The sequence below is a fragment of the Caballeronia sp. NCF2 genome (assembly GCF_023631205.1).
Lineage (GTDB): Bacteria > Pseudomonadota > Gammaproteobacteria > Burkholderiales > Burkholderiaceae > Caballeronia > Caballeronia zhejiangensis.
Map to the genome: position 1 here is coordinate 25,900 of NZ_JALQDN010000019.1, position 18,214 is coordinate 44,113.

Sequence of the window (18,214 nt, forward strand, 5' to 3'; positions counted from 1 at the left end):
TTACGCGGTAAGCGCTTCGGACGGCGCGTGATGCGCGTGCCCGCCGACGAGACAATGCTTGTGCTCGACGTGATATTCGAATTCGTCCCAGAAGTGCTTGAGCATGCCGCGCACGGGCATCGCCGCTGCATCGCCGAGCGCGCAGATCGTACGGCCCATGATGTTCTCGGCGACCGAGTTCAGCAGATCCAGATCTTCCTTGCGGCCGAGACCGTGCTCGATGCGATGCACGACGCGATACAGCCAGCCCGTGCCCTCACGGCACGGCGTGCATTGGCCGCACGACTCTTCATAGTAGAAGTACGACAGGCGCAACAGCGAGCGCACCATGCAGCGCGTTTCGTTCATCACGATGACCGCGCCCGAGCCCAGCATCGAGCCGGCCTTCGCGATCGAGTCGTAGTCCATGTCGGTCGCGAGCATCATGTCGCCCGGCACGACCGGCGCGGACGAGCCGCCCGGAATCACGGCCTTGATCGACTTGCCGCGCACGCCGCCCGCCAGTTCCATCAGCGTCGAGAACGGCGTGCCGAGCGGAATCTCGTAGTTGCCCGGACGGTTCACATCGCCCGAGACGGAGAAAATCTTCGTGCCGCCGTTGTTCGGCTTGCCGATCTCGAGGTAATTCTGCGGGCCGATTTCCAGCAGGAACGGCACCGCCGCGAACGTCTCGGTGTTGTTGATCGTGGTCGGCTTGCCGTACACGCCGAAGCTCGCCGGGAACGGCGGCTTGAAGCGCGGCTGGCCCTTCTTGCCTTCGAGCGATTCGAGCAGCGCGGTTTCTTCACCGCAGATGTACGCGCCGTAACCATGGTGCGCGTACAGCTCGAACGAGAAACCCGAGCCCAGGATGTTCGCGCCCAGATAGCCGGCCTGACGCGCTTCTTCGAGCGCCGCTTCGAACACGCGATAGACCTCGAAAATCTCGCCGTGGATATAGTTGTAGCCGACGGTGATGCCCATTGCATACGCGCCGATGGCCATGCCTTCGATCAGCGCGTGCGGATTCCAGCGCAGGATGTCGCGATCCTTGAACGTGCCCGGCTCGCCTTCGTCCGAATTGCAGACGAGATACTTCTGCCCCGGAAACTGACGCGGCATGAAGCTCCACTTCAGGCCGGTCGGAAAGCCCGCGCCGCCGCGGCCGCGCAGACCCGACGCCTTGACGTCGGCGATCACCTGCTCGGGTGGAATCTTTTCTTCGAGAATGCGGCGCAACTGCTTGTAGCCGCCGCGCGCGACGTAATCTTCGAGATGCCAGTTCTCGCCATTGAGGCCAGCGAGGATCAGCGGCTTGATGTGACGATCGTGGAGTGACGTCATTTCGAAAGTTCCTCGATCAACTGGTCGATCTTCTCGCGGCTCATGAAGCTGCACATGCGATGGTTGTTCACGAGCAGCACAGGTGCATCGCCGCACGCGCCGAAGCACTCGCCTTCTTTCAGCGTGAACTTGCCGTCGGGCGTGGTCTCGCCGAAATCGATTCCAAGCTTCTGCTTGAGATATTCGGCAGCGCTGTCCGAACCGCCATCCGGGCCGAGCTGGCAGGGCAGATTCGTGCAGAGCGTGATCTTGTGCTTGCCGACCGGCTTCAGCTCGTACATCGTGTAGAACGTGGCGACTTCCTGCACCGCGACCGGCGGCATGCTCAGGTAATCGGCCACGAACTGCATGATTTCGGGCGAGAGCCAACCATGCTCTTCCTGAGCGACAGCGAGCGCCGCCATCACCGCCGATTGCTTTTGCTCGGCGGGATACTTCGCGACCGCGCGATCGATTTCTTTCAGGCCTTCAGCTGAGATCATTTTCAGACACGACTCTTTCAATTCCTACCGAACGAAAACCTGCCGCGCCCTTCGTATTGCGGCAGACCTGGCGTTCCTGCGGGTTCCTGTTATTGCTTTCGCGTTTCTTGCGCAGCGGCTCGGCGAGCCGACCGCGCAGGCGCCGATGAATCAGCGATCGATCTCGCCGAACACGATGTCTTGCGTACCGATGATCGTCACTGCGTCGGCGATCATGTGGCCTCGCGCCATTTCATCGAGCGCTGCGAGGTGTGCATAGCCCGGCGCGCGAATCTTCAGGCGATACGGCTTGTTCGCGCCATCCGAGATCAGGTAGATGCCGAACTCGCCCTTCGGATGCTCGACCGCAGCGTACGTTTCGCCTTCCGGCACATGGAAGCCTTCGGTAAAGAGCTTGAAATGATGAATCAGCTCTTCCATGTTGCTCTTCATGCCGACGCGCGACGGCGGTGCAACCTTGTGATTATCGACCATCACAGGGCCAGGATTCTTGCGCAGCCACGCAATGCACTGTTTGGCGATGCGCGTCGACTGGCGCATTTCTTCCACGCGCACCAGATAGCGGTCGTAGCAGTCGCCGTTCACGCCGACGGGGATGTCGAAGTCGAGCTGATCGTACACTTCGTACGGCTGCTTCTTGCGCAAGTCCCACTCGATGCCCGAGCCGCGCAGCATCGCGCCGCTCAAGCCCATCTGCAACGCGCGCTCCGGGCTCACCACGCCGATGCCCACGAGACGCTGCTTCCAGATGCGGTTGTCGGTGAGCAGCGTTTCGTACTCGTCGACACAGCCCGGGAAACGATTGAAGAAGTCCTCGATGAAGTCGAGCAACGAGCCCTGACGGTTCTCGTTCATCTTGTCGAGCGCCTTCGCGTTGCGGATCTTCGACGCCTTGTATTGCGGCATCGCGTCCGGCAGATCGCGATAGACGCCGCCCGGACGATAGTACGCCGCGTGCATGCGCGCACCCGACACCGCCTCGTAGACGTCCATCAGATCTTCGCGCTCGCGGAACGCGTAAAGGAAGACCGCCATCGCGCCGACGTCGAGCGCGTGCGAGCCGATCCACATCAGATGGTTCAGCACGCGCGTGATTTCGTCGAACAGCACACGGATGTATTTCGCGCGGATCGGCACGTCGATGCCGAGCAGCTTCTCGATAGCGAGCACGTAGCCGTGCTCGTTGACCATCATCGACACATAGTCGAGACGGTCCATGTACGGCACGGACTGCAGGAAGGTCTTGGTCTCGGCGAGCTTCTCGGTCGCGCGATGCAGCAGACCGATGTGCGGGTCGGCGCGCTGGATCACTTCGCCGTCGAGTTCCAGCACGAGGCGCAGCACGCCGTGCGCTGCCGGGTGCTGCGGGCCAAAGTTCAGCGTGTAATTCTTGATCTCTGCCATGGCGTTCTCTTAATGTTTCAGACCGCCATAGCGATCTTCGCGAATCACGCGCGGCGTGATTTCGCGCGGTTCGATCGTCACGGGCTGGTACACCACGCGCTTCTCTTCCGGGTCGTAGCGCATTTCGACGTAGCCGGAAATCGGGAAGTCCTTGCGGAACGGATGACCGATGAAACCATAGTCCGTGAGAATGCGGCGCAGATCGGGATGGCCTTCGAATACGATGCCATAGAGGTCGAACGCTTCGCGCTCGTACCAGTTCGCCGACGTCCAGATATCGACCACCGAAGCCACGATGGGCACTTCGTCGTCCGGAGCGAATACGCGCACGCGCACGCGCCAGTTGTGCGTGATCGAGAGAAGATGACTGACTGCCGCGAAACGGGGACCGTCGTAGACGCCGTCGCCATACGTCGAATAATCGACGCCGGAGAGGTCCATAAGCTGCTCGAAGCGCAGCGACGGGTCATCGCGCAACTGCTTGCAGACGTCCAGATAGTCGGCCGCCTTGACGACGACCGTCACCTGACCCAGCGACTCGGTAATGCTCTGGAGACGGCCGCCAAACGCCGTCTCGAGGTTCGCTTTGAGGGTCTCGAGTTTGCTTGCCATAGTTTGGGGAGACTCAGGCCCTTACTGACGGGCGATGGTGTTGGTGCGGCGAATCTTCGCCTGCAACTGGATCACGCCGTAGACCAGCGCCTCGGCGGTCGGAGGACAACCGGGAACGTAGACGTCGACCGGGACGATCCGGTCGCAGCCGCGCACGACGGAATACGAATAGTGATAGTAGCCGCCGCCGTTCGCGCACGAGCCCATGGAGATGACCCAGCGCGGCTCGGCCATCTGGTCGTACACCTTACGAAGCGCGGGCGCCATTTTGTTGCAGAGCGTGCCGGCGACGATCATCACGTCCGACTGGCGCGGGCTCGGGCGGAACACCACGCCGAAACGGTCCAGGTCGTAACGGGCGGCGCCCGCGTGCATCATTTCGACCGCGCAGCATGCGAGACCGAACGTCATCGGCCACAGGGAGCCGGTGCGCGTCCAGTTGATGAGCTTGTCAGCCGTGGTGGTGACAAAGCCTTCCTTCAAGACCCCTTCGATACTCATTTGTTTTCCACTCCAGATGAGCAGCCAGCCAAAGCCGCCCATGAATCCGGTGATCTAACTGTCATTCCCAGTCGAGTCCGCCCTTTCTCCAGATGTAGGCGAAACCGAGCAAAAATTCGAGCAGAAAAATCATCATCGCGATGAAACCAGGCCAGCCGATATCGCGCAGGGAAACACCCCACGGGAACAGGAACGCCGTCTCAAGGTCGAAAATGATGAAAAGAATCGCGACGAGATAGTAACGCACATCGAACTTCATACGCGCGTCTTCGAACGCTTCGAAGCCGCACTCGTACGGCGCGTTTTTCTCGGTGTCGGGCTTGTTGGGACCGAGGATCTTGCCAATGCTGACCAACGCTATACCTAAACCAAGGCCCACCAGAAGAAACAAGAAGACGGGGTAATAGGGTGCGAGGTTCAAGGCTATCCTCAGATCGGTAGATGTGGCCTGTAATTGATTGGGGCGCTTCAGCCGGGACGGACCACCCGGCAGGAGATATCACTTGGGACCGCTCACGATATCAGCACAACGTGACAACCGCTTTGATGTTGTCGATGCCGCCGCAAAAACCTAAGCGTACTCCAGAAGTGACAATGCCAGCCGAAGCGATGCAAGCGGCTGGCATTGGATAACTTTGGTGCCGACGGCGAGACTCGAACTCGCACAGCTTTCGCCACTACCCCCTCAAGATAGCGTGTCTACCAATTTCACCACGTCGGCACTGTACTGCAATCCGGGAAAACTACTTCTTAATTGCCGCGAATCGCTTCAAGACTTGAATTATAACTGGGCCCTTGGAATTGTTCAACGCACAAAATGCAAAATCCGCGAAAAATCTGTTCCGTCGTTATTTGGGCACGTCAGCGCCCGGCGCCGACGATGCAACCGGTGCCGACACAGGCGCAGACGCTCCTGATGCGGCCACGGCCGGAGCCGATGCCGGCACAGGAGCCGCACCGCCCAACACACCCGCGGACGTCTGCGGCTTATAGCTTCCGAGATAGGTCAGCGCCAGCGTCGTCACGAAGAAGATCGCGGCGAGAATGGCCGTGGTACGCGACAGAAAGTTGGCCGAACCCGTCGCACCGAACAGACTGCCCGATGCGCCGCTGCCGAACGCCGCGCCCATGTCCGCGCCCTTGCCGTGCTGGAGCAGCACGAGGCCGATTACACCCAACGCCGACAGCAACTGAACGACGATAATCAATGTCTTCAAATACAGCATTTCAACTCACCCGATTCCTGATGTTTCCGTGACACCTTCGTGTCGCACTATGCTCTTTCGCCTGCCCTGCCCGCTCGCCGTTCGACGCTCAATGCGTCACGGTTTGCGCCGCCCGGCAGATCGCCAGAAAATCTTTCGACTTCAGCGACGCGCCGCCAATCAGCCCGCCGTCGATGTCTTTCTGCCCGAACAGCTCTTCCGCGTTTTCCGGCTTCACGCTGCCGCCATACAAGAGCGGCACGTTCGCAACCGTTGCGCCCTTCTCCAGCAGCTTGTGACGCAGAAACGCATGAACATCCTGCGCCTGCCCCGGCCGCGCGGTCTTGCCCGTACCGATCGCCCAGACCGGTTCGTACGCGACCACGATGCCCGCCGCCTGCTCTTCCGTGAGCGCCTGCAACACGGCTTCGAGCTGCGTGCCGATGATCCGCTCCGTCGTGCCCGCCTCACGTTCTTCCAGCGTCTCGCCGACACAGACGATCGGCGTAAGGCCCGCTTCGATCGCGCGCTGCGCTTTTGACGCGACGAGTTCCGGACTTTCGCGATGATACGCGCGTCGCTCCGAATGCCCGACGATCGCGTACGTGACACCGAAGTCCGCCGCCATCTCGGCCGCGACTTCGCCGGTGAACGCACCGCCCGTATGCGCCGACACGTCCTGAATGCCCCAGCGCACCACCGAGCCGCTGAGCAGCGCTTGCGATTGCGCGAGATACGGACACGGCACGCACACGCCGACGCTCACGCCCTTCTGCAAAGCCGATGCGCCCGCGGCGACCTCGATCAGCAAGGTCGCATTTTCTCCGATGCGGCCGTGCATCTTCCAGTTGCCCACCACCAGTTTCGCTCGTTCTCTGGACATATGTCTCGTCAGTCGGTGGCGGCTTGTTGCATGCACGTGGTCAGCCGCCCTGTTATAAGAATGAACCGCTACGAACCGCAAACTGCCTGCAAAACAGGCGATTTTACTGTGTTACGACGAAACCGGTCAAACCATCAAAAGCGAGCCGCAACATGAAACGCTCGCTGCCGGCGAATTTCACGCGTCGTCGCGCCAGTCGAGCACGATCTTGCCGACGTGCGTACTGCTTTCCATCAGTGCGTGCGCGGCGGCTGCATCGCGCGCCGGGAACACCTGATGGATCACCGGCTTGATGCGCCCCGCCTCGATTTCCGGCCAGACGCGCTCCTTCAGCTTCGCCGCGAGCTTCGCCTTGAATGCGACGGGACGCGGACGCAGCGTCGAACCCGTGATGACGAGACGCCGGCGCAGCACGTCGTTCAGATTGATCTCCGCCTTCGCGCCGCCGAGCAGCGCAATCACGCAGATGCGCCCGCCGTCGGCAAGCGCCTTGAGCTCGCGCTGGAGATAGTCGCCAGCGACCATATCCAGAATGACGTCGACGCCGCGATCGTTCGTCAGCGACTTCACTACTTCGACGAAATCTTCCGTCTTGTAGTTGATCGCCCGCTCCGCGCCGAGCGCTTCGCACGCGCGGCACTTTCCATCGGTGCCGGCCGTGGCGAACACGCGAAAGCCGAGCGCTTTGGCGATCTGAATCGCCGTCACGCCGATGCCGCTCGACCCGCCCTGCACGAGCAGCGTTTCTTCCTCGCCGTTCTCGCCCGCGCCCAACTGACCGCGTTCGAACACGTTGCTCCACACCGTGAAGAACGTCTCCGGCAAGGATGCCGCCTCGATGTCCGACAGACCCTTCGGCACCGGCAGACACTGTTCGAGCGGGGCCACCGCGTATTCGGCGTATCCGCCGCCCGCGAGCAGCGCGCACACGCGATCGCCTTTTTTCAGACCGAACGGGTTGTGCTTCGGATCGAAATCGCCATCGACGATTTCACCGGCAACCTCCAGCCCCGGGAGATCCGACGCGCCCGGCGGCGGCGCATAAGCGCCCTTGCGCTGGAACACGTCCGGCCGGTTGACGCCGGAAGCGGCCACCTTGATCAACACCTCGCACTTGCCCGGCGCAGGCGTCGGACGCTCGCCGAGTTTGAGAACTTCGGGTGCGCCGAACTCAGTGATTTCGATGGCCTTCATATGCTCTCCCTGTGCCGCCCAGAGTTAGTGTGCATCCGAACCGGATGGCACTGCGCGCGCCTCGAAGCAATCCGCGCTCCACACACTGCCATCGAGTCCGATGACGCGTCGGACAATGCATAGCGTCCCAAGCGTCATACATGAAAACGGCCGGCTCGCTGAAGCGGCCGGCCGTCTACACATTACCGCATTACTGCTGCGGGTGCGTCGGTTCTGCCTGCTGCGCGCCTTCGTTCAGAAGCGCCTTCGCCGACAGACGCACACGACCCTTTTCGTCCGTCTGGATGACCTTGACCTTCACGATCTGGCCTTCCTTCAAATAGTCGTTGATGTCCTTCACGCGCTCGTTGACGATCTCGGAGATGTGCAGCAGACCGTCCTTGCCCGGCAGAATGTTCACGATCGCGCCGAAATCGAGCAGCTTGAGCACCGGGCCTTCGTAGACCTGGCCGACTTCCACTTCCGCCGTGATGTTCTCGATGCGCTTCTTCGCGTCGGCCATGCCTTCCGCGCTCGTGCTCGCGATCGTCACGACGCCGTCGTCCGAAATGTCGATGGTCGTGCCGGTTTCTTCCGTCAGCGCGCGGATCACGGAACCGCCCTTGCCGATCACGTCGCGGATCTTCTCCGGATTGATCTTGATGGTGATCATGCGCGGCGCGTAGTCCGACAGTTCCGTGTTCGTCGTCGGAACGGCGGCGGTCATCTTGCCGAGGATGTGCATGCGGCCTTCCTTGGCCTGCGCCAGCGCGACCTGCATGATTTCCTTCGTGATGCCCTGGATCTTGATGTCCATCTGCAGCGCCGTGACGCCCTGCGACGTGCCGGCCACCTTGAAGTCCATGTCGCCGAGGTGATCTTCGTCGCCGAGGATGTCGGTCAGAACCGCGAACTTGTTGCCTTCGAGGATCAGGCCCATCGCGATGCCCGCGACGTGCGCCTTCATCGGCACGCCGGCGTCCATCAGCGCGAGGCAGCCGCCGCAGACCGAAGCCATCGACGACGAACCGTTCGATTCAGTGATTTCCGACACGACGCGAATCGAATAGCCGAACTCGTCGGCGCTCGGCAGGCACGCGACCAGCGCGCGCTTCGCCAGACGGCCGTGGCCGATTTCGCGGCGCTTCGGCGAACCGACGCGGCCGGTTTCGCCCGTCGCGAACGGCGGCATGTTGTAGTGAAGCATGAAGCGCTCGCGGTATTCGCCTTCGAGTGCGTCGATGCTTTGCTCATCGCCCTTCGTGCCGAGCGTCGCGACGACGAGCGCCTGCGTTTCGCCGCGCGTGAAGAGCGCCGAGCCGTGCGTGCGCGGCAATACGCCCGTACGAATTTCGATCGGACGGACGGTGCGCGTGTCGCGGCCGTCGATGCGCGGCTCGCCGTTCAGGATCTGCGTGCGGACGATCTTCGCTTCGATATCGAACAGGACGTTGCCGACCGTCGCCGCATCGGCCGCGACCGTGCCGCCCGTCGCGGCTTCTTCCGCCAGCTTCGCCGACGTCGCCGCGTAGACTTCCTTCAGCTTGGCCGAGCGCGCCTGCTTGTTGCGCAACTGATAAGCCGCTTCGAGTTCCGGCTTGGCGATTTCCGTGACGCGCGCGATGAGCGCTTCGTTCTTCGGCGCGGGCTGCCAGTCCCACTCGGGCTTGCCGCCTTCGCGCACGAGTTCATGGATCGCGTCGATGGCGGTCTGCATCTGCTCGTGGCCGAAAACGACCGCGCCGAGCATCACTTCTTCGGAGAGCTGCTGCGCTTCCGATTCGACCATCAGCACCGCGCGCTCCGTGCCCGCGACGACCAGATCGAGCGCCGATTCCTTCATCTGCGGGCGCGTCGGGTTCAGCACGTACTCGTTGTTGATGTACGCGACACGTGCCGCGCCGACCGGACCGTTGAACGGCAGTCCCGACACGGCGAGCGCGGCGGACGCGCCGATCAGCGCCGGAATGTCGGCCGGAACATCCGGGTTCAGCGACAGGACGTGGATCACGACCTGAACTTCGTTATAGAAGCCTTCCGGGAACAGCGGACGCAGCGGGCGGTCGATCAGACGCGAAATCAGCGTTTCGCCTTCCGACGGACGGCCTTCGCGGCGGAAGAAGCCGCCCGGGATCTTGCCGGCGGCATAGGTCTTTTCGAGGTAGTCGACGGTCAGCGGGAAGAAGTCCTGGCCCGGCTTGGCGGTCTTCGCGCCGACGACGGTTGCGAGCACGACGGTATCTTCGACATCGACGATCACCGCGCCGCTCGCCTGACGGGCGATTTCACCCGTTTCGAGGCGGACGTTGTGCTGTCCCCACTTGAACTCTTTGACGATCTTATTGAACATTTCGACTCCTTCTACGTTTGCGCCGCGCCGGTCGACTGGCGCGTGCGGGAAGGTCCGGAGCCACGCTTGAGAGGTGTGTTATGCCATTCCAGCGCGATGCGTTTCGATGAACGTCGTCGCGCTGGAATGACACAAAGCTCCGCTGCGAGGCTGGACCGAGTGTCGGACCGGATGGACTCATCCGGGATAAAGCTTATGAACTGCCGAAACTTCCGACTGCGTGGCAACTCCGGGCGCCGATTGCCGAAAACACGATCGGGCACCACTTCGCGACCGAAACGCACAAAAACAAAGTGCCTGTATCAGCGGACTGACACAGGCACTTCATTAGGACGTTGGCCGCAAAGCCACGCTTGGCGCCAATTACTTGCGCAGACCCAGCTTTTCGATCAGCGAGCGATAACGATCCGCGTCCTTGCCCTTCAGGTAGTCGAGCAGCTTACGACGACGGCTCACCATGCGCAGCAGACCGCGGCGGCTGTGGTGATCCTTCGAGTGCGACTTGAAGTGGACGGTGAGTTCGTTGATGCGGCTCGTCAGCAGTGCGACTTGCACTTCGGGAGAACCGGTGTCGTTTGCGCCGCGTGCGTATTCAGCGACGATGTCGGATTTCTTGATTTCTGCTACGGACATTTGCTTTTCCTTTGATACAGACAGGCGGTCACGGAAGAAAGGCCGTGCCGTGGATTTACAAAAAGTGAATCGTTTTTGGCAATGCGCCAAAAACGAAGCGCAGAGTATAGCACAGTGCAATGTCTCGCCGAAGCACTTCTGCGCGGGGCGAATCGGCGCCTTAGCGCGGCGGGCGCGACATGCGGCACGTCGTCGGTTGCGCGGTCTTGTCGGCGGGGACGCTCAGAAGCGTGCGGAAGCCGTAGCCCGAGCCTTCGTTATCGAGCGCGACGCCTTTCGTTCCCGCCTTGTCCATTTCCATGACGTAAAGGGGCTGGATCACCTGATGATCTTCGGCACGCACGGTCATCGGGTGGAAGCCTTCGCCGCCGAACTTCATGCCTTCGAGCGTGCGCGCCACCGCGAGCGGGTCCGCGCTTTTTGCGCGCGTCATCGCGGCGGCGAGCATTTCTACCATCAGCGGCATACGCGCGACAAGGTAATCGTCCGCGGCGGCAGGATAGCGGGCTCTGAACGCGCGATAGTACGCGTCCGACGCAGCGCCGCCCGCGTTCGGATGCCAGTCCGCCACGGCGATCACGCGCTTCACGCCGGCATCGCCGAGCGCGGCCGGAGCGCCCAGACTGTTGCCGTAGAACGTGTAGAACTTCGTGTCGAGCCCCTGCTCGCGCGCGGCTTTGACGAGAAGCGTCAGATCGTTGCCCCAGTTTCCGGTGATTACCGCGTCCGCTCCACTCGCGCGGATTTTCGCGATGTAAGGCGCGAAATCCTTCACGCGCCCGATCGGATGAAATTCGTCGCCCGCGATCGCGATGTCAGGGCGCCGCTCCTTGAGCGCGCGCTGTGCCTCGCGGCTCACGTCGTGGCCGAAGCTGTAATCCTGATTGAGCAGATAAACCTTCTTCACCGCGCGATCGTCTTTCAGCGCATCGGCGAGGGCATCCATCCGCATGCCGGCGTGCGCGTCGAAGCGGAAATGCCAGAAACTGCACGCGTCGTTGGTGAGCGCGGGATCGTCGGCGGAATAATTGAGGAACAGCACGCGGCGATCCGGCTCGCGAGCGTTTTGGCGGTCGACAGCCGCTACGAGCGCCGCCGCCACCGCCGAACTATTGCCCTGCATGACGAAGCCGATCTTCTCGTCGATCGCCGCACGCAGCTGCACGAGACTCGCCTCGCTGCTGCCCTTGCCATCGAGCACGACGAGTTGCAGCGGATGCGCGCCGTCCGCGAGCTTCACGCCGCCTTGCGCGTTCACGCGCTCGACGCCGAAACGCAGATTGCGCTCGACCATTGCGCCGGCGTTCGCGAACGGGCCGGACATGCCTTCGATCAGCGCGAGCTTGATGGGTGGCAATTCGGCCGCCCGCGCCGTCATGGACAAGGCAAGACACGCCGATGCCGCGATGCGCAGCCATTGCATCGCGCGCGCGCTGGTTCCGTTCTTCATGAGTTTCCGCCGATCCGCCGAAAGCGCGGATCATAGGCTGCAGCGCGCGCCCCGCGCAAGTCGCGATTGCCGACACATCGGCTTGAATGCCGCGACGTATCGGAGAATGCTTTGCCGCGCGCGCATGTCAAAATCACGGGAAACATCGAACAAACGCTGCTCGCCGCCGCGAGGAGCAAGCACGTGGAGGCTTCAATGCTGCATATACTCAACCGCATGCGCGCATCGCTGACATGCGCCGGGGTCGCGCTCCTTCTGTCCGCCTGCGCGCAGCCGTGGCAGAACTATCAGGCTGGCGCGGATGCCTCGACGATCACCGCCCGCCTCGGCCCGCCGCGCGAAATCTACGATCTGCCCAATGGCGGCAAGCGGCTGATGTGGCCGACGCAACCGCTCGGCGAATTCACCACCGCCGCCGATATCGACGCTTCCGGCAAGATCGTCAATGTTCGGCAAGTGCTCGACGAAAACGAGTTCTACAAGGCGCAGATCGGCACCTGGACGAGGCAGGACGTGCTCGTGAACTTCGGGCGGCCCGTGGAGACGTCGTACTTTCCGCTGATGAAGCGCGAAGTCTGGACCTATCGCTACATGGAGGCGAACATCTGGTATCTGATGTACAACTTCTATTTCGACGAGCAGGGCATCTTGCGCATGACGCAGAAAACGCCCGATCCGTTGCACGATCCGGATCGGCGCAATCTGTTCTGAGCGCATCGACGCCATGTAAAAAGCCCTCGCGAAGAGGGCTTTTTTGCGTTTCGACCGATCGAATCAAAGCTGCGGATTGAGCTTTTCGACCTTCGAATGCAGCTTGTTCAACGCGGCGATGTACGCCTTCGCCGACGCCGCGACGATGTCCGGATCCGTGCCCACGCCGTTCACGATGCGACCGCTCTTCGACAGACGCACGGTGACTTCGCCCTGCGCCTGCGTGCCGGTCGTGATCGCGTTGACCGAATACAGCACGAGCTCCGCGCCGCTCTCGACCTTCGATTCGATCGCGTGCAGCGTCGCATCGACCGGACCGTTGCCGCGCGCTTCGCCCGTGACTTCGGTGCCTTCCACCGCGAACACGACCTTCGCTTGCGGCTGCTCGCCGGTTTCCGAATGCTGCTTCATCGACACGAAGCGGAAGTGCTCTTTCGCCTGCGCCTCGGCGGATTCCTCGGAGACGATCTGCATGATGTCTTCGTCGAAGATTTCGGCCTTGCGGTCAGCGAGATCCTTAAAGCGCGCGAATGCCGCGTTCACATCGGCTTCGGATTCGAGCGTCACGCCCAGTTCTTCCAGACGCTGCTTGAACGCATTTCGGCCCGACAGCTTGCCGAGCACGATCTTGTTCGCGCTCCAGCCCACGTCTTCCGCGCGCATGATTTCGTAGGTGTCGCGCGCCTTCAGCACGCCGTCCTGATGGATGCCCGAAGCGTGCGCGAACGCATTCGCCCCGACGACCGCCTTGTTCGGCTGCACGACGAAACCGGTGATCTGCGAGACGAGCTTCGAGGTCGGCACGATCTGCGTCGTGTCGATGCCCAGATCGAGGCCGAAGTAATCCTTGCGCGTCTTCACCGACATCACGATTTCTTCGAGCGACGTATTGCCCGCGCGCTCGCCCAGACCGTTGATCGTGCATTCGACCTGACGCGCGCCGCCGATCTGCACGCCCGCGAGCGAATTCGCGACCGCCATGCCGAGGTCGTCGTGGCAATGCACCGACCAGATCGCCTTGTCGGAGTTCGGCACGCGCTCGCGCAGCGTCTTGACGAGATTGCCGTAGAGTTCCGGCACGCCGTAGCCGACCGTATCCGCGATATTGATGGTGCGCGCGCCTTCGTCGATCACGGCTTCGAGCACGCGGCAGAGATAATCGATATCCGAGCGGCTGCCGTCTTCCGGCGAGAATTCGACATCATCCGTGAACTTACGCGCGAAACGCACCGCGAGACGCGCCTGGTCGTAGACCTGCTCCGGCGTCATGCGCAGCTTCTTCTCCATGTGCAGCGCCGAGGTCGCGATGAACGTGTGGATACGGAACTGGCCGGCGGGCTTGAGCGCATCGGCGGCGCGCTGGATGTCCTTGTCGTTCGCGCGGGCGAGCGAGCAGACCGTGCTGTCCTTCACGAGCCCCGCGATGGTGTGGATCGCGTCGAAGTCGCCATTCGAGCTGGCCGCGAAGCCCGCCTCGATCACGTCGACCTTCATGCGTTCCAGTTGCTTCGCGATGCGGATCTTCTCTTCCTTCGTCATCGACGCGCCGGGGGACTGCTCGCCATCGCGCAAGGTCGTGTCGAAGATGATCAACTTGTCTGCTGCCATGTTGGGCTCCTGTGGGGAGATTTATCGATTGTTGGAGATATCGAGACGAAACTCAAAAGGGAATTCGGGTGTTCGCGCCACCGCTGGCGTCGAAAACCTGAATGGACGAGCAGACGGGAGGCGTGAAGGATCAGCGCGGTAGGCGCGCTAGCAGCGATAGTGCGCGTAGCGACGCACTAGCCGGAAACAACGAGAAGGGGAACGTGAAAAAGTTCATTCAAAAACTATAACGACTTTTGATGACCTGTGCAATGAGGCTTTCCGATTGCGCCGATTGACTTTACCTCGCGCCCGAACGCAAAACAAAAAAGCCTGCGTCCGCAAAGGAGGCAGGCTTTTTTCGATGCCGACAGACGATCAGTAACCGCCGATCGACGCGCTCACGCGCTGGCGCAGTTCCGCGCCGTCGCCGACTTGCGCGTTCTCGATGCGACGCGCGCCCTGAAAACGCTTTTCCCAATAGCCGTCTTCCATGTCGTCGACACGGATCGTGCTGCCGGTCGACGGCGAATGCACGAACTTGTTGTCGCCGATATAGATGCCGACGTGCGAGAACGAGCGGCGCATCGTATTAAAGAACACGAGGTCGCCCGGCTTCAGATCGGAGACGGTCACTTTCTCGCCGACCCGGCTCATTTCCTCGGCGCGGCGCGGCAAGGTCATGCCGAGCGTGTCCTGGAAAACGTAGCGGACAAAGCCGCTGCAATCGAGACCGGAATCCGGCGTGTTGCCGCCCCAGCGATAACGCACGCCGATCATGTTGAGCGCGCCGACGACGACGTCGCCCGCCTTGCTCGCCACGCCCGACAGAAACGACTTCGCGCCGCCCGGATTGCTGGCGGCGTCTGCGCTTGCTGCATCGCTGGATTTGCTGGAGAAAATGCCGTTGTTGGCATTTTGGCTGCTACTGCTGACTTCATCGGCGAACGCGCCGGAAGTTGTTGTCATCAGAAGGCCGATTAACATGCTCGCGGCGGCGCGCGCACATGTCTGAGTCATCGTTAGTGGCTGCATCGGTCGGTAGGTTTTACAATTAAAAGCTGCTAAATCAGGGAGATACGTGAAAGTTTGGAGGGATACTAGCCATAAAGTATTTAACTGTCAAAAGAAATAGAAAAATACAATTGAGACGCGCACCCAATTGGCGAAAAAGAAAGATTTTTAGGAAACTAGCGATGCTTTCAGAAGCTTTCTTGTGTATTCGTCAGAAGGGTTCGCAAAAATCTTCTCTACTTCCCCCGACTCCACGACAAAACCATTCCGCATGACCGCGACGCGATGAGCCATCGCGCCGATCACCTGAAGGTCATGGCTAATGAAAACGTAACCAAGATTGTGCTTCTTCTGAATATCGGCCAGAAGCGCAAGCACTTGAGTTTGAATGGAAACATCGAGCGCGCTGGTCGGCTCGTCCAGGATCAGGATGCTCGGTTCGAGCACGAGCGCGCGCGCGATCGCAATGCGCTGGCGCTGTCCGCCGGAGAATTCGTGCGGATAGCGATCGAGCGCCGCGCGCTCCATGCCGACTTCGCGCAGCACGGCGATCACTTTCGCCCGTCGAGCGGCGGCATCGAGTTCCGGTCGATGCAGCGCGAGCCCTTCTCCGACGATGCGCTCCACCGTCTGCCGCGGCGAGAGCGAGCTGAACGGGTCCTGAAACACCACTTGCAAGTTCGAGCGCAGCACGGTTTTTTCGCGTCCGCGAAAATCGCCGATTGCGCGCCCCTGGAACTCCACCGCGCCGTTCGAGATGCGCTGCAGGCCGAGTAGCGCCATCGCGAGCGTCGATTTCCCCGACCCCGATTCGCCGACGATGCCGAGCGTCTCGCCCTGGCGCACCGTCAGCGTGACGTCGTCGACGGCCCTGAAGCGGCCGCGCCGGAACCAGCCAGCGAAACCCGGCAGACGCGTCGGGTAATCGACGGACACATCCTTCGCATCGAGCAGCACCGGGGCGATGGGCAGCACCGGCAGCACGCTGCGCTTCGGCTTGCTCTCGATGAGCCGCTTCGTGTACGGATGCTGCGGCGACGCGAAAATGGCCTCCACCGTGCCGCTTTCGACGAGCACGCCCTTCTCCATCACCGCGACGCGCTCGGCGAAGCGCCGCACGAGATTCAGGTCGTGCGTGATGAGCAGCACCGCCATGCCGCGCTTTTCGGCTTCATCGCGCTGAAGTTCGAGCAGCAATTCGACGATCTGCGCGCGGATCGTCACATCGAGCGCGGTGGTCGGCTCGTCGGCGAGCAGAAGCCGCGGCCGGCAGGCGAGCGCCATCGCGATCATCACGCGCTGACGCTGTCCGCCCGAAAGCTGATGCGGATAACTGTCCACGCGCCTTTCCGGCTCGGTGATCCCGGTACGCGCGAGCAGCGCAATCGCGCGTTTTCTCGCCTCGCGCGGGCTCGTGCCGTCGTGCAGGCGGATCGTCTCGCCGATCTGGTCCCCGACCGTGTAGAGCGGATTGAGCGCGGTCATCGGCTCCTGAAAGATCATCGCGATGTCGGAACCGCGCAGACCTCGGATCGCGCGTTCGCTTTTCGACAGCAATTCCTCGCCGTTGAAGCGGATCGATCCGCTCACTTCGGCCTCGTGCACGAGGCGCAACACCGACAGCGCCGTCACGCTCTTGCCCGAGCCCGATTCGCCGACGAGCGCCACACGCTCGCCCGCGCGAATGTCGAGATTGACGCCATCGACCGCGAGCGTGTCGCCGAAGCGCACGCGCAAGTCTTCGATCGAAAGTAGCGGCTCCGTCACTGCCCGCCTCCGGCTTTCACGGCATCGGAAATACGCGTATCGAGCGCGTTGCGCAAGGCGTCGCCCATGAAGGTCAGCAGGAGCAGCGTCGCGACGAGCACGCCGAACGTCGACAGCGAAATCCACCACGCGTCGAGATTGGCCTTGCCCTGCGCGAGCAACTCGCCGAGCGACGGCGTCGGCGACGGCACGCCGAGGCCGAGGAAATCGAGGCTCGTGAGCGCGAGAATCGCTCCGCTCATGCGAAACGGCAGGAACGTGATGACGGGCGTCAGGCTATTGGGCAAGACGTGCCGCCAGATGATCTGCCAGTTCGACAAACCCATCGCGCGCGCGGCGCGGACATAGTCCTGCGTGCGATTGCGCAGAAACTCCGCGCGCACGTAATCCGACAGGCCGATCCATCCGAACAGCGACAGCAGGATGATCAAAAGAATGAGACTCGGCTCGAATATCGACGCGAAGATGATCAGCAGATAAAGCTCCGGCAACGCGCTCCAGATTTCGATCAGGCGTTGCCCGGTGATATCGATCCTGCCGCCGAAGTAGCCCTGCACCGCGCCCGCGACGACACCGAGCACGGTGCCGATCGCCGTCAGCACGAGCGCGAACAGCACCGACACGCGAAAGCCGTAGACGAGGCGCGCGAACACGTCGCGGCCGCGATCGTCGGTGCCGAGCCAGTTCTCGCGCGACGGCGGCGCCGGGTTCGAGCCCTTCGAAAAATAGTTGAGCGTGTCGTAGTAGTAGTGATTCGGCGGATAGATCGCGAAGTTGCCGGGCGCGCTGAAGCGATCGCGCACGAACGGATCGAGATAATCGGCGGGCGTCGGAAAGTCGCCGCCGAAGGTCGTCTCCGCATACGTCTTCACGAGCGGAAAGTAAAAGTGGCCCTGATAGCGCACGACGAGCGGCTTGTCGTTCGACCACAGCGGCCCCGCGAGACTGATGACGAACGCCGCGATGAACACGATCAGGCTCCAGTATCCGAGCCTGTTTCGCTTGAAGCGCAGCCATACGCGCCGTCCTGGCGGCACCGATGCCGCGCCGCGCAGCGGTTGCGCATCGCTGCCGTTGGCACCGCGCCGTGACGATTCCGGTGAAGCGGCTCGATTCAAA

Annotated in this window: 17 protein-coding genes and 1 tRNA gene; 1 reads left to right on the forward strand and 17 read right to left on the reverse strand. The window is 61.9% G+C overall.

Features of this window, described 5'->3' with window-relative positions:
• The 13 genes from nuoF to NCS02_RS09060 form a co-directional block, all read right to left on the reverse strand.
• Positions 1-1,323 carry an NADH-quinone oxidoreductase subunit NuoF gene (gene nuoF / locus NCS02_RS09000; protein ID WP_008341740.1) on the reverse strand — a complete coding sequence of 441 codons (1,323 nt, stop codon included), beginning with the start codon at positions 1,321-1,323 and terminating at the stop codon, positions 1-3.
• Entirely contained in the window at positions 1,320-1,805 is a 486-nt protein-coding gene (gene nuoE, locus NCS02_RS09005) for an NADH-quinone oxidoreductase subunit NuoE (RefSeq protein ID WP_008341741.1), read from the reverse strand. Before nuoE ends, nuoF begins: the two co-directional genes overlap by 4 nt.
• A 150-nt stretch (positions 1,806-1,955) precedes the next feature.
• On the reverse strand, positions 1,956-3,209 hold the full coding sequence (locus NCS02_RS09010) for an NADH-quinone oxidoreductase subunit D (protein WP_008341742.1): 1,254 nt from the start codon (positions 3,207-3,209) through the stop codon (positions 1,956-1,958).
• A gap of 9 nt (positions 3,210-3,218) precedes the next feature.
• Positions 3,219-3,821, reverse strand: a complete 603-nt coding sequence (locus tag NCS02_RS09015) for an NADH-quinone oxidoreductase subunit C (RefSeq protein WP_008341743.1) — start codon at positions 3,819-3,821, stop codon at positions 3,219-3,221.
• A 21-nt stretch (positions 3,822-3,842) separates the two neighbouring features.
• Positions 3,843-4,322, reverse strand: a complete 480-nt coding sequence (locus NCS02_RS09020; protein ID WP_006052903.1) for a NuoB/complex I 20 kDa subunit family protein — start codon at positions 4,320-4,322, stop codon at positions 3,843-3,845.
• A gap of 61 nt (positions 4,323-4,383) precedes the next feature.
• Positions 4,384-4,743: an NADH-quinone oxidoreductase subunit A gene (locus tag NCS02_RS09025; protein WP_008341784.1), complete on the reverse strand. Its 360-nt coding sequence runs from the start codon at positions 4,741-4,743 to the stop codon at positions 4,384-4,386.
• Between the two features lie 215 nt (positions 4,744-4,958).
• A tRNA-Leu gene (locus tag NCS02_RS09030) sits at positions 4,959-5,043 on the reverse strand.
• A gap of 127 nt (positions 5,044-5,170) precedes the next feature.
• Complete coding sequence (gene secG, locus NCS02_RS09035) at positions 5,171-5,548, reverse strand: preprotein translocase subunit SecG (protein ID WP_175983176.1); 378 nt, start codon at positions 5,546-5,548, stop codon at positions 5,171-5,173.
• An 88-nt stretch (positions 5,549-5,636) separates the two neighbouring features.
• Complete coding sequence (tpiA, locus tag NCS02_RS09040) at positions 5,637-6,410, reverse strand: triose-phosphate isomerase (RefSeq protein ID WP_008341786.1); 774 nt, start codon at positions 6,408-6,410, stop codon at positions 5,637-5,639.
• Positions 6,411-6,587: 177 nt separating this feature from the next.
• Positions 6,588-7,604, reverse strand: a complete 1,017-nt coding sequence (locus NCS02_RS09045; protein ID WP_250522986.1) for an NAD(P)H-quinone oxidoreductase — start codon at positions 7,602-7,604, stop codon at positions 6,588-6,590.
• 190 nt (positions 7,605-7,794) lie between these two features.
• Positions 7,795-9,933 carry a polyribonucleotide nucleotidyltransferase gene (pnp, locus tag NCS02_RS09050; RefSeq protein ID WP_008341788.1) on the reverse strand — a complete coding sequence of 713 codons (2,139 nt, stop codon included), beginning with the start codon at positions 9,931-9,933 and terminating at the stop codon, positions 7,795-7,797.
• A gap of 363 nt (positions 9,934-10,296) precedes the next feature.
• A complete protein-coding gene (gene rpsO, locus NCS02_RS09055; protein ID WP_008341789.1) occupies positions 10,297-10,566 on the reverse strand; it encodes a 30S ribosomal protein S15 in 270 nt (89 codons plus the stop codon).
• A 160-nt stretch (positions 10,567-10,726) separates the two neighbouring features.
• Positions 10,727-12,016, reverse strand: coding sequence for a branched-chain amino acid ABC transporter substrate-binding protein (locus NCS02_RS09060; protein ID WP_250522987.1), 1,290 nt, complete (start codon positions 12,014-12,016; stop codon positions 10,727-10,729).
• A 195-nt stretch (positions 12,017-12,211) separates the two neighbouring features.
• On the opposite strand from NCS02_RS09060, the gene NCS02_RS09065 reads away from it, so the two are divergent.
• Positions 12,212-12,727 (forward strand): hypothetical protein, encoded by a 516-nt coding sequence (locus NCS02_RS09065; RefSeq protein ID WP_033535784.1) that lies wholly within the window; start codon positions 12,212-12,214, stop codon positions 12,725-12,727.
• Between the two features lie 63 nt (positions 12,728-12,790).
• On the opposite strand, the gene NCS02_RS09070 is transcribed toward NCS02_RS09065, so the two are convergent.
• The 4 genes from NCS02_RS09070 to NCS02_RS09085 all read right to left on the reverse strand — a co-directional run bounded on the left by NCS02_RS09070 (position 12,791) and on the right by NCS02_RS09085 (position 18,213).
• Complete coding sequence (locus NCS02_RS09070) at positions 12,791-14,335, reverse strand: 2-isopropylmalate synthase (RefSeq protein WP_008341793.1); 1,545 nt, start codon at positions 14,333-14,335, stop codon at positions 12,791-12,793.
• A 357-nt stretch (positions 14,336-14,692) separates the two neighbouring features.
• Positions 14,693-15,349, reverse strand: a complete 657-nt coding sequence (locus NCS02_RS09075) for a C40 family peptidase (protein ID WP_008341795.1) — start codon at positions 15,347-15,349, stop codon at positions 14,693-14,695.
• A gap of 147 nt (positions 15,350-15,496) precedes the next feature.
• Positions 15,497-17,095, reverse strand: a complete 1,599-nt coding sequence (locus NCS02_RS09080) for an ABC transporter ATP-binding protein (protein WP_250496850.1) — start codon at positions 17,093-17,095, stop codon at positions 15,497-15,499.
• Complete coding sequence (locus tag NCS02_RS09085; protein WP_008341799.1) at positions 17,092-18,213, reverse strand: ABC transporter permease; 1,122 nt, start codon at positions 18,211-18,213, stop codon at positions 17,092-17,094. Before NCS02_RS09085 ends, NCS02_RS09080 begins: the two co-directional genes overlap by 4 nt.
• Position 18,214: the final 1 nt, after the last annotated feature.

What these genes read in the sequence shown, in the direction of transcription:
- NCS02_RS09020 (WP_006052903.1), bottom strand. Translation starts at nt 4,322, where the DNA reads ATGAGTATCGAAGGGGTCTTGAAGGAAGGCTTTGTCACCACCACGGCT.
- pnp (WP_008341788.1), bottom strand. Translation starts at nt 9,933, where the DNA reads ATGTTCAATAAGATCGTCAAAGAGTTCAAGTGGGGACAGCACAACGTC.
- rpsO (WP_008341789.1), bottom strand. Translation starts at nt 10,566, where the DNA reads ATGTCCGTAGCAGAAATCAAGAAATCCGACATCGTCGCTGAATACGCA.
- NCS02_RS09060 (WP_250522987.1), bottom strand. Translation starts at nt 12,016, where the DNA reads ATGAAGAACGGAACCAGCGCGCGCGCGATGCAATGGCTGCGCATCGCG.
- tpiA (WP_008341786.1), bottom strand. Translation starts at nt 6,410, where the DNA reads ATGTCCAGAGAACGAGCGAAACTGGTGGTGGGCAACTGGAAGATGCAC.
- NCS02_RS09015 (WP_008341743.1), bottom strand. Translation starts at nt 3,821, where the DNA reads ATGGCAAGCAAACTCGAGACCCTCAAAGCGAACCTCGAGACGGCGTTT.
- NCS02_RS09065 (WP_033535784.1), top strand. Translation starts at nt 12,212, where the DNA reads ATGCTGCATATACTCAACCGCATGCGCGCATCGCTGACATGCGCCGGG.
- secG (WP_175983176.1), bottom strand. Translation starts at nt 5,548, where the DNA reads ATGCTGTATTTGAAGACATTGATTATCGTCGTTCAGTTGCTGTCGGCG.
- NCS02_RS09075 (WP_008341795.1), bottom strand. Translation starts at nt 15,349, where the DNA reads ATGCAGCCACTAACGATGACTCAGACATGTGCGCGCGCCGCCGCGAGC.
- nuoE (WP_008341741.1), bottom strand. Translation starts at nt 1,805, where the DNA reads ATGATCTCAGCTGAAGGCCTGAAAGAAATCGATCGCGCGGTCGCGAAG.
- NCS02_RS09010 (WP_008341742.1), bottom strand. Translation starts at nt 3,209, where the DNA reads ATGGCAGAGATCAAGAATTACACGCTGAACTTTGGCCCGCAGCACCCG.
- nuoF (WP_008341740.1), bottom strand. Translation starts at nt 1,323, where the DNA reads ATGACGTCACTCCACGATCGTCACATCAAGCCGCTGATCCTCGCTGGC.
- NCS02_RS09045 (WP_250522986.1), bottom strand. Translation starts at nt 7,604, where the DNA reads ATGAAGGCCATCGAAATCACTGAGTTCGGCGCACCCGAAGTTCTCAAA.
- NCS02_RS09070 (WP_008341793.1), bottom strand. Translation starts at nt 14,335, where the DNA reads ATGGCAGCAGACAAGTTGATCATCTTCGACACGACCTTGCGCGATGGC.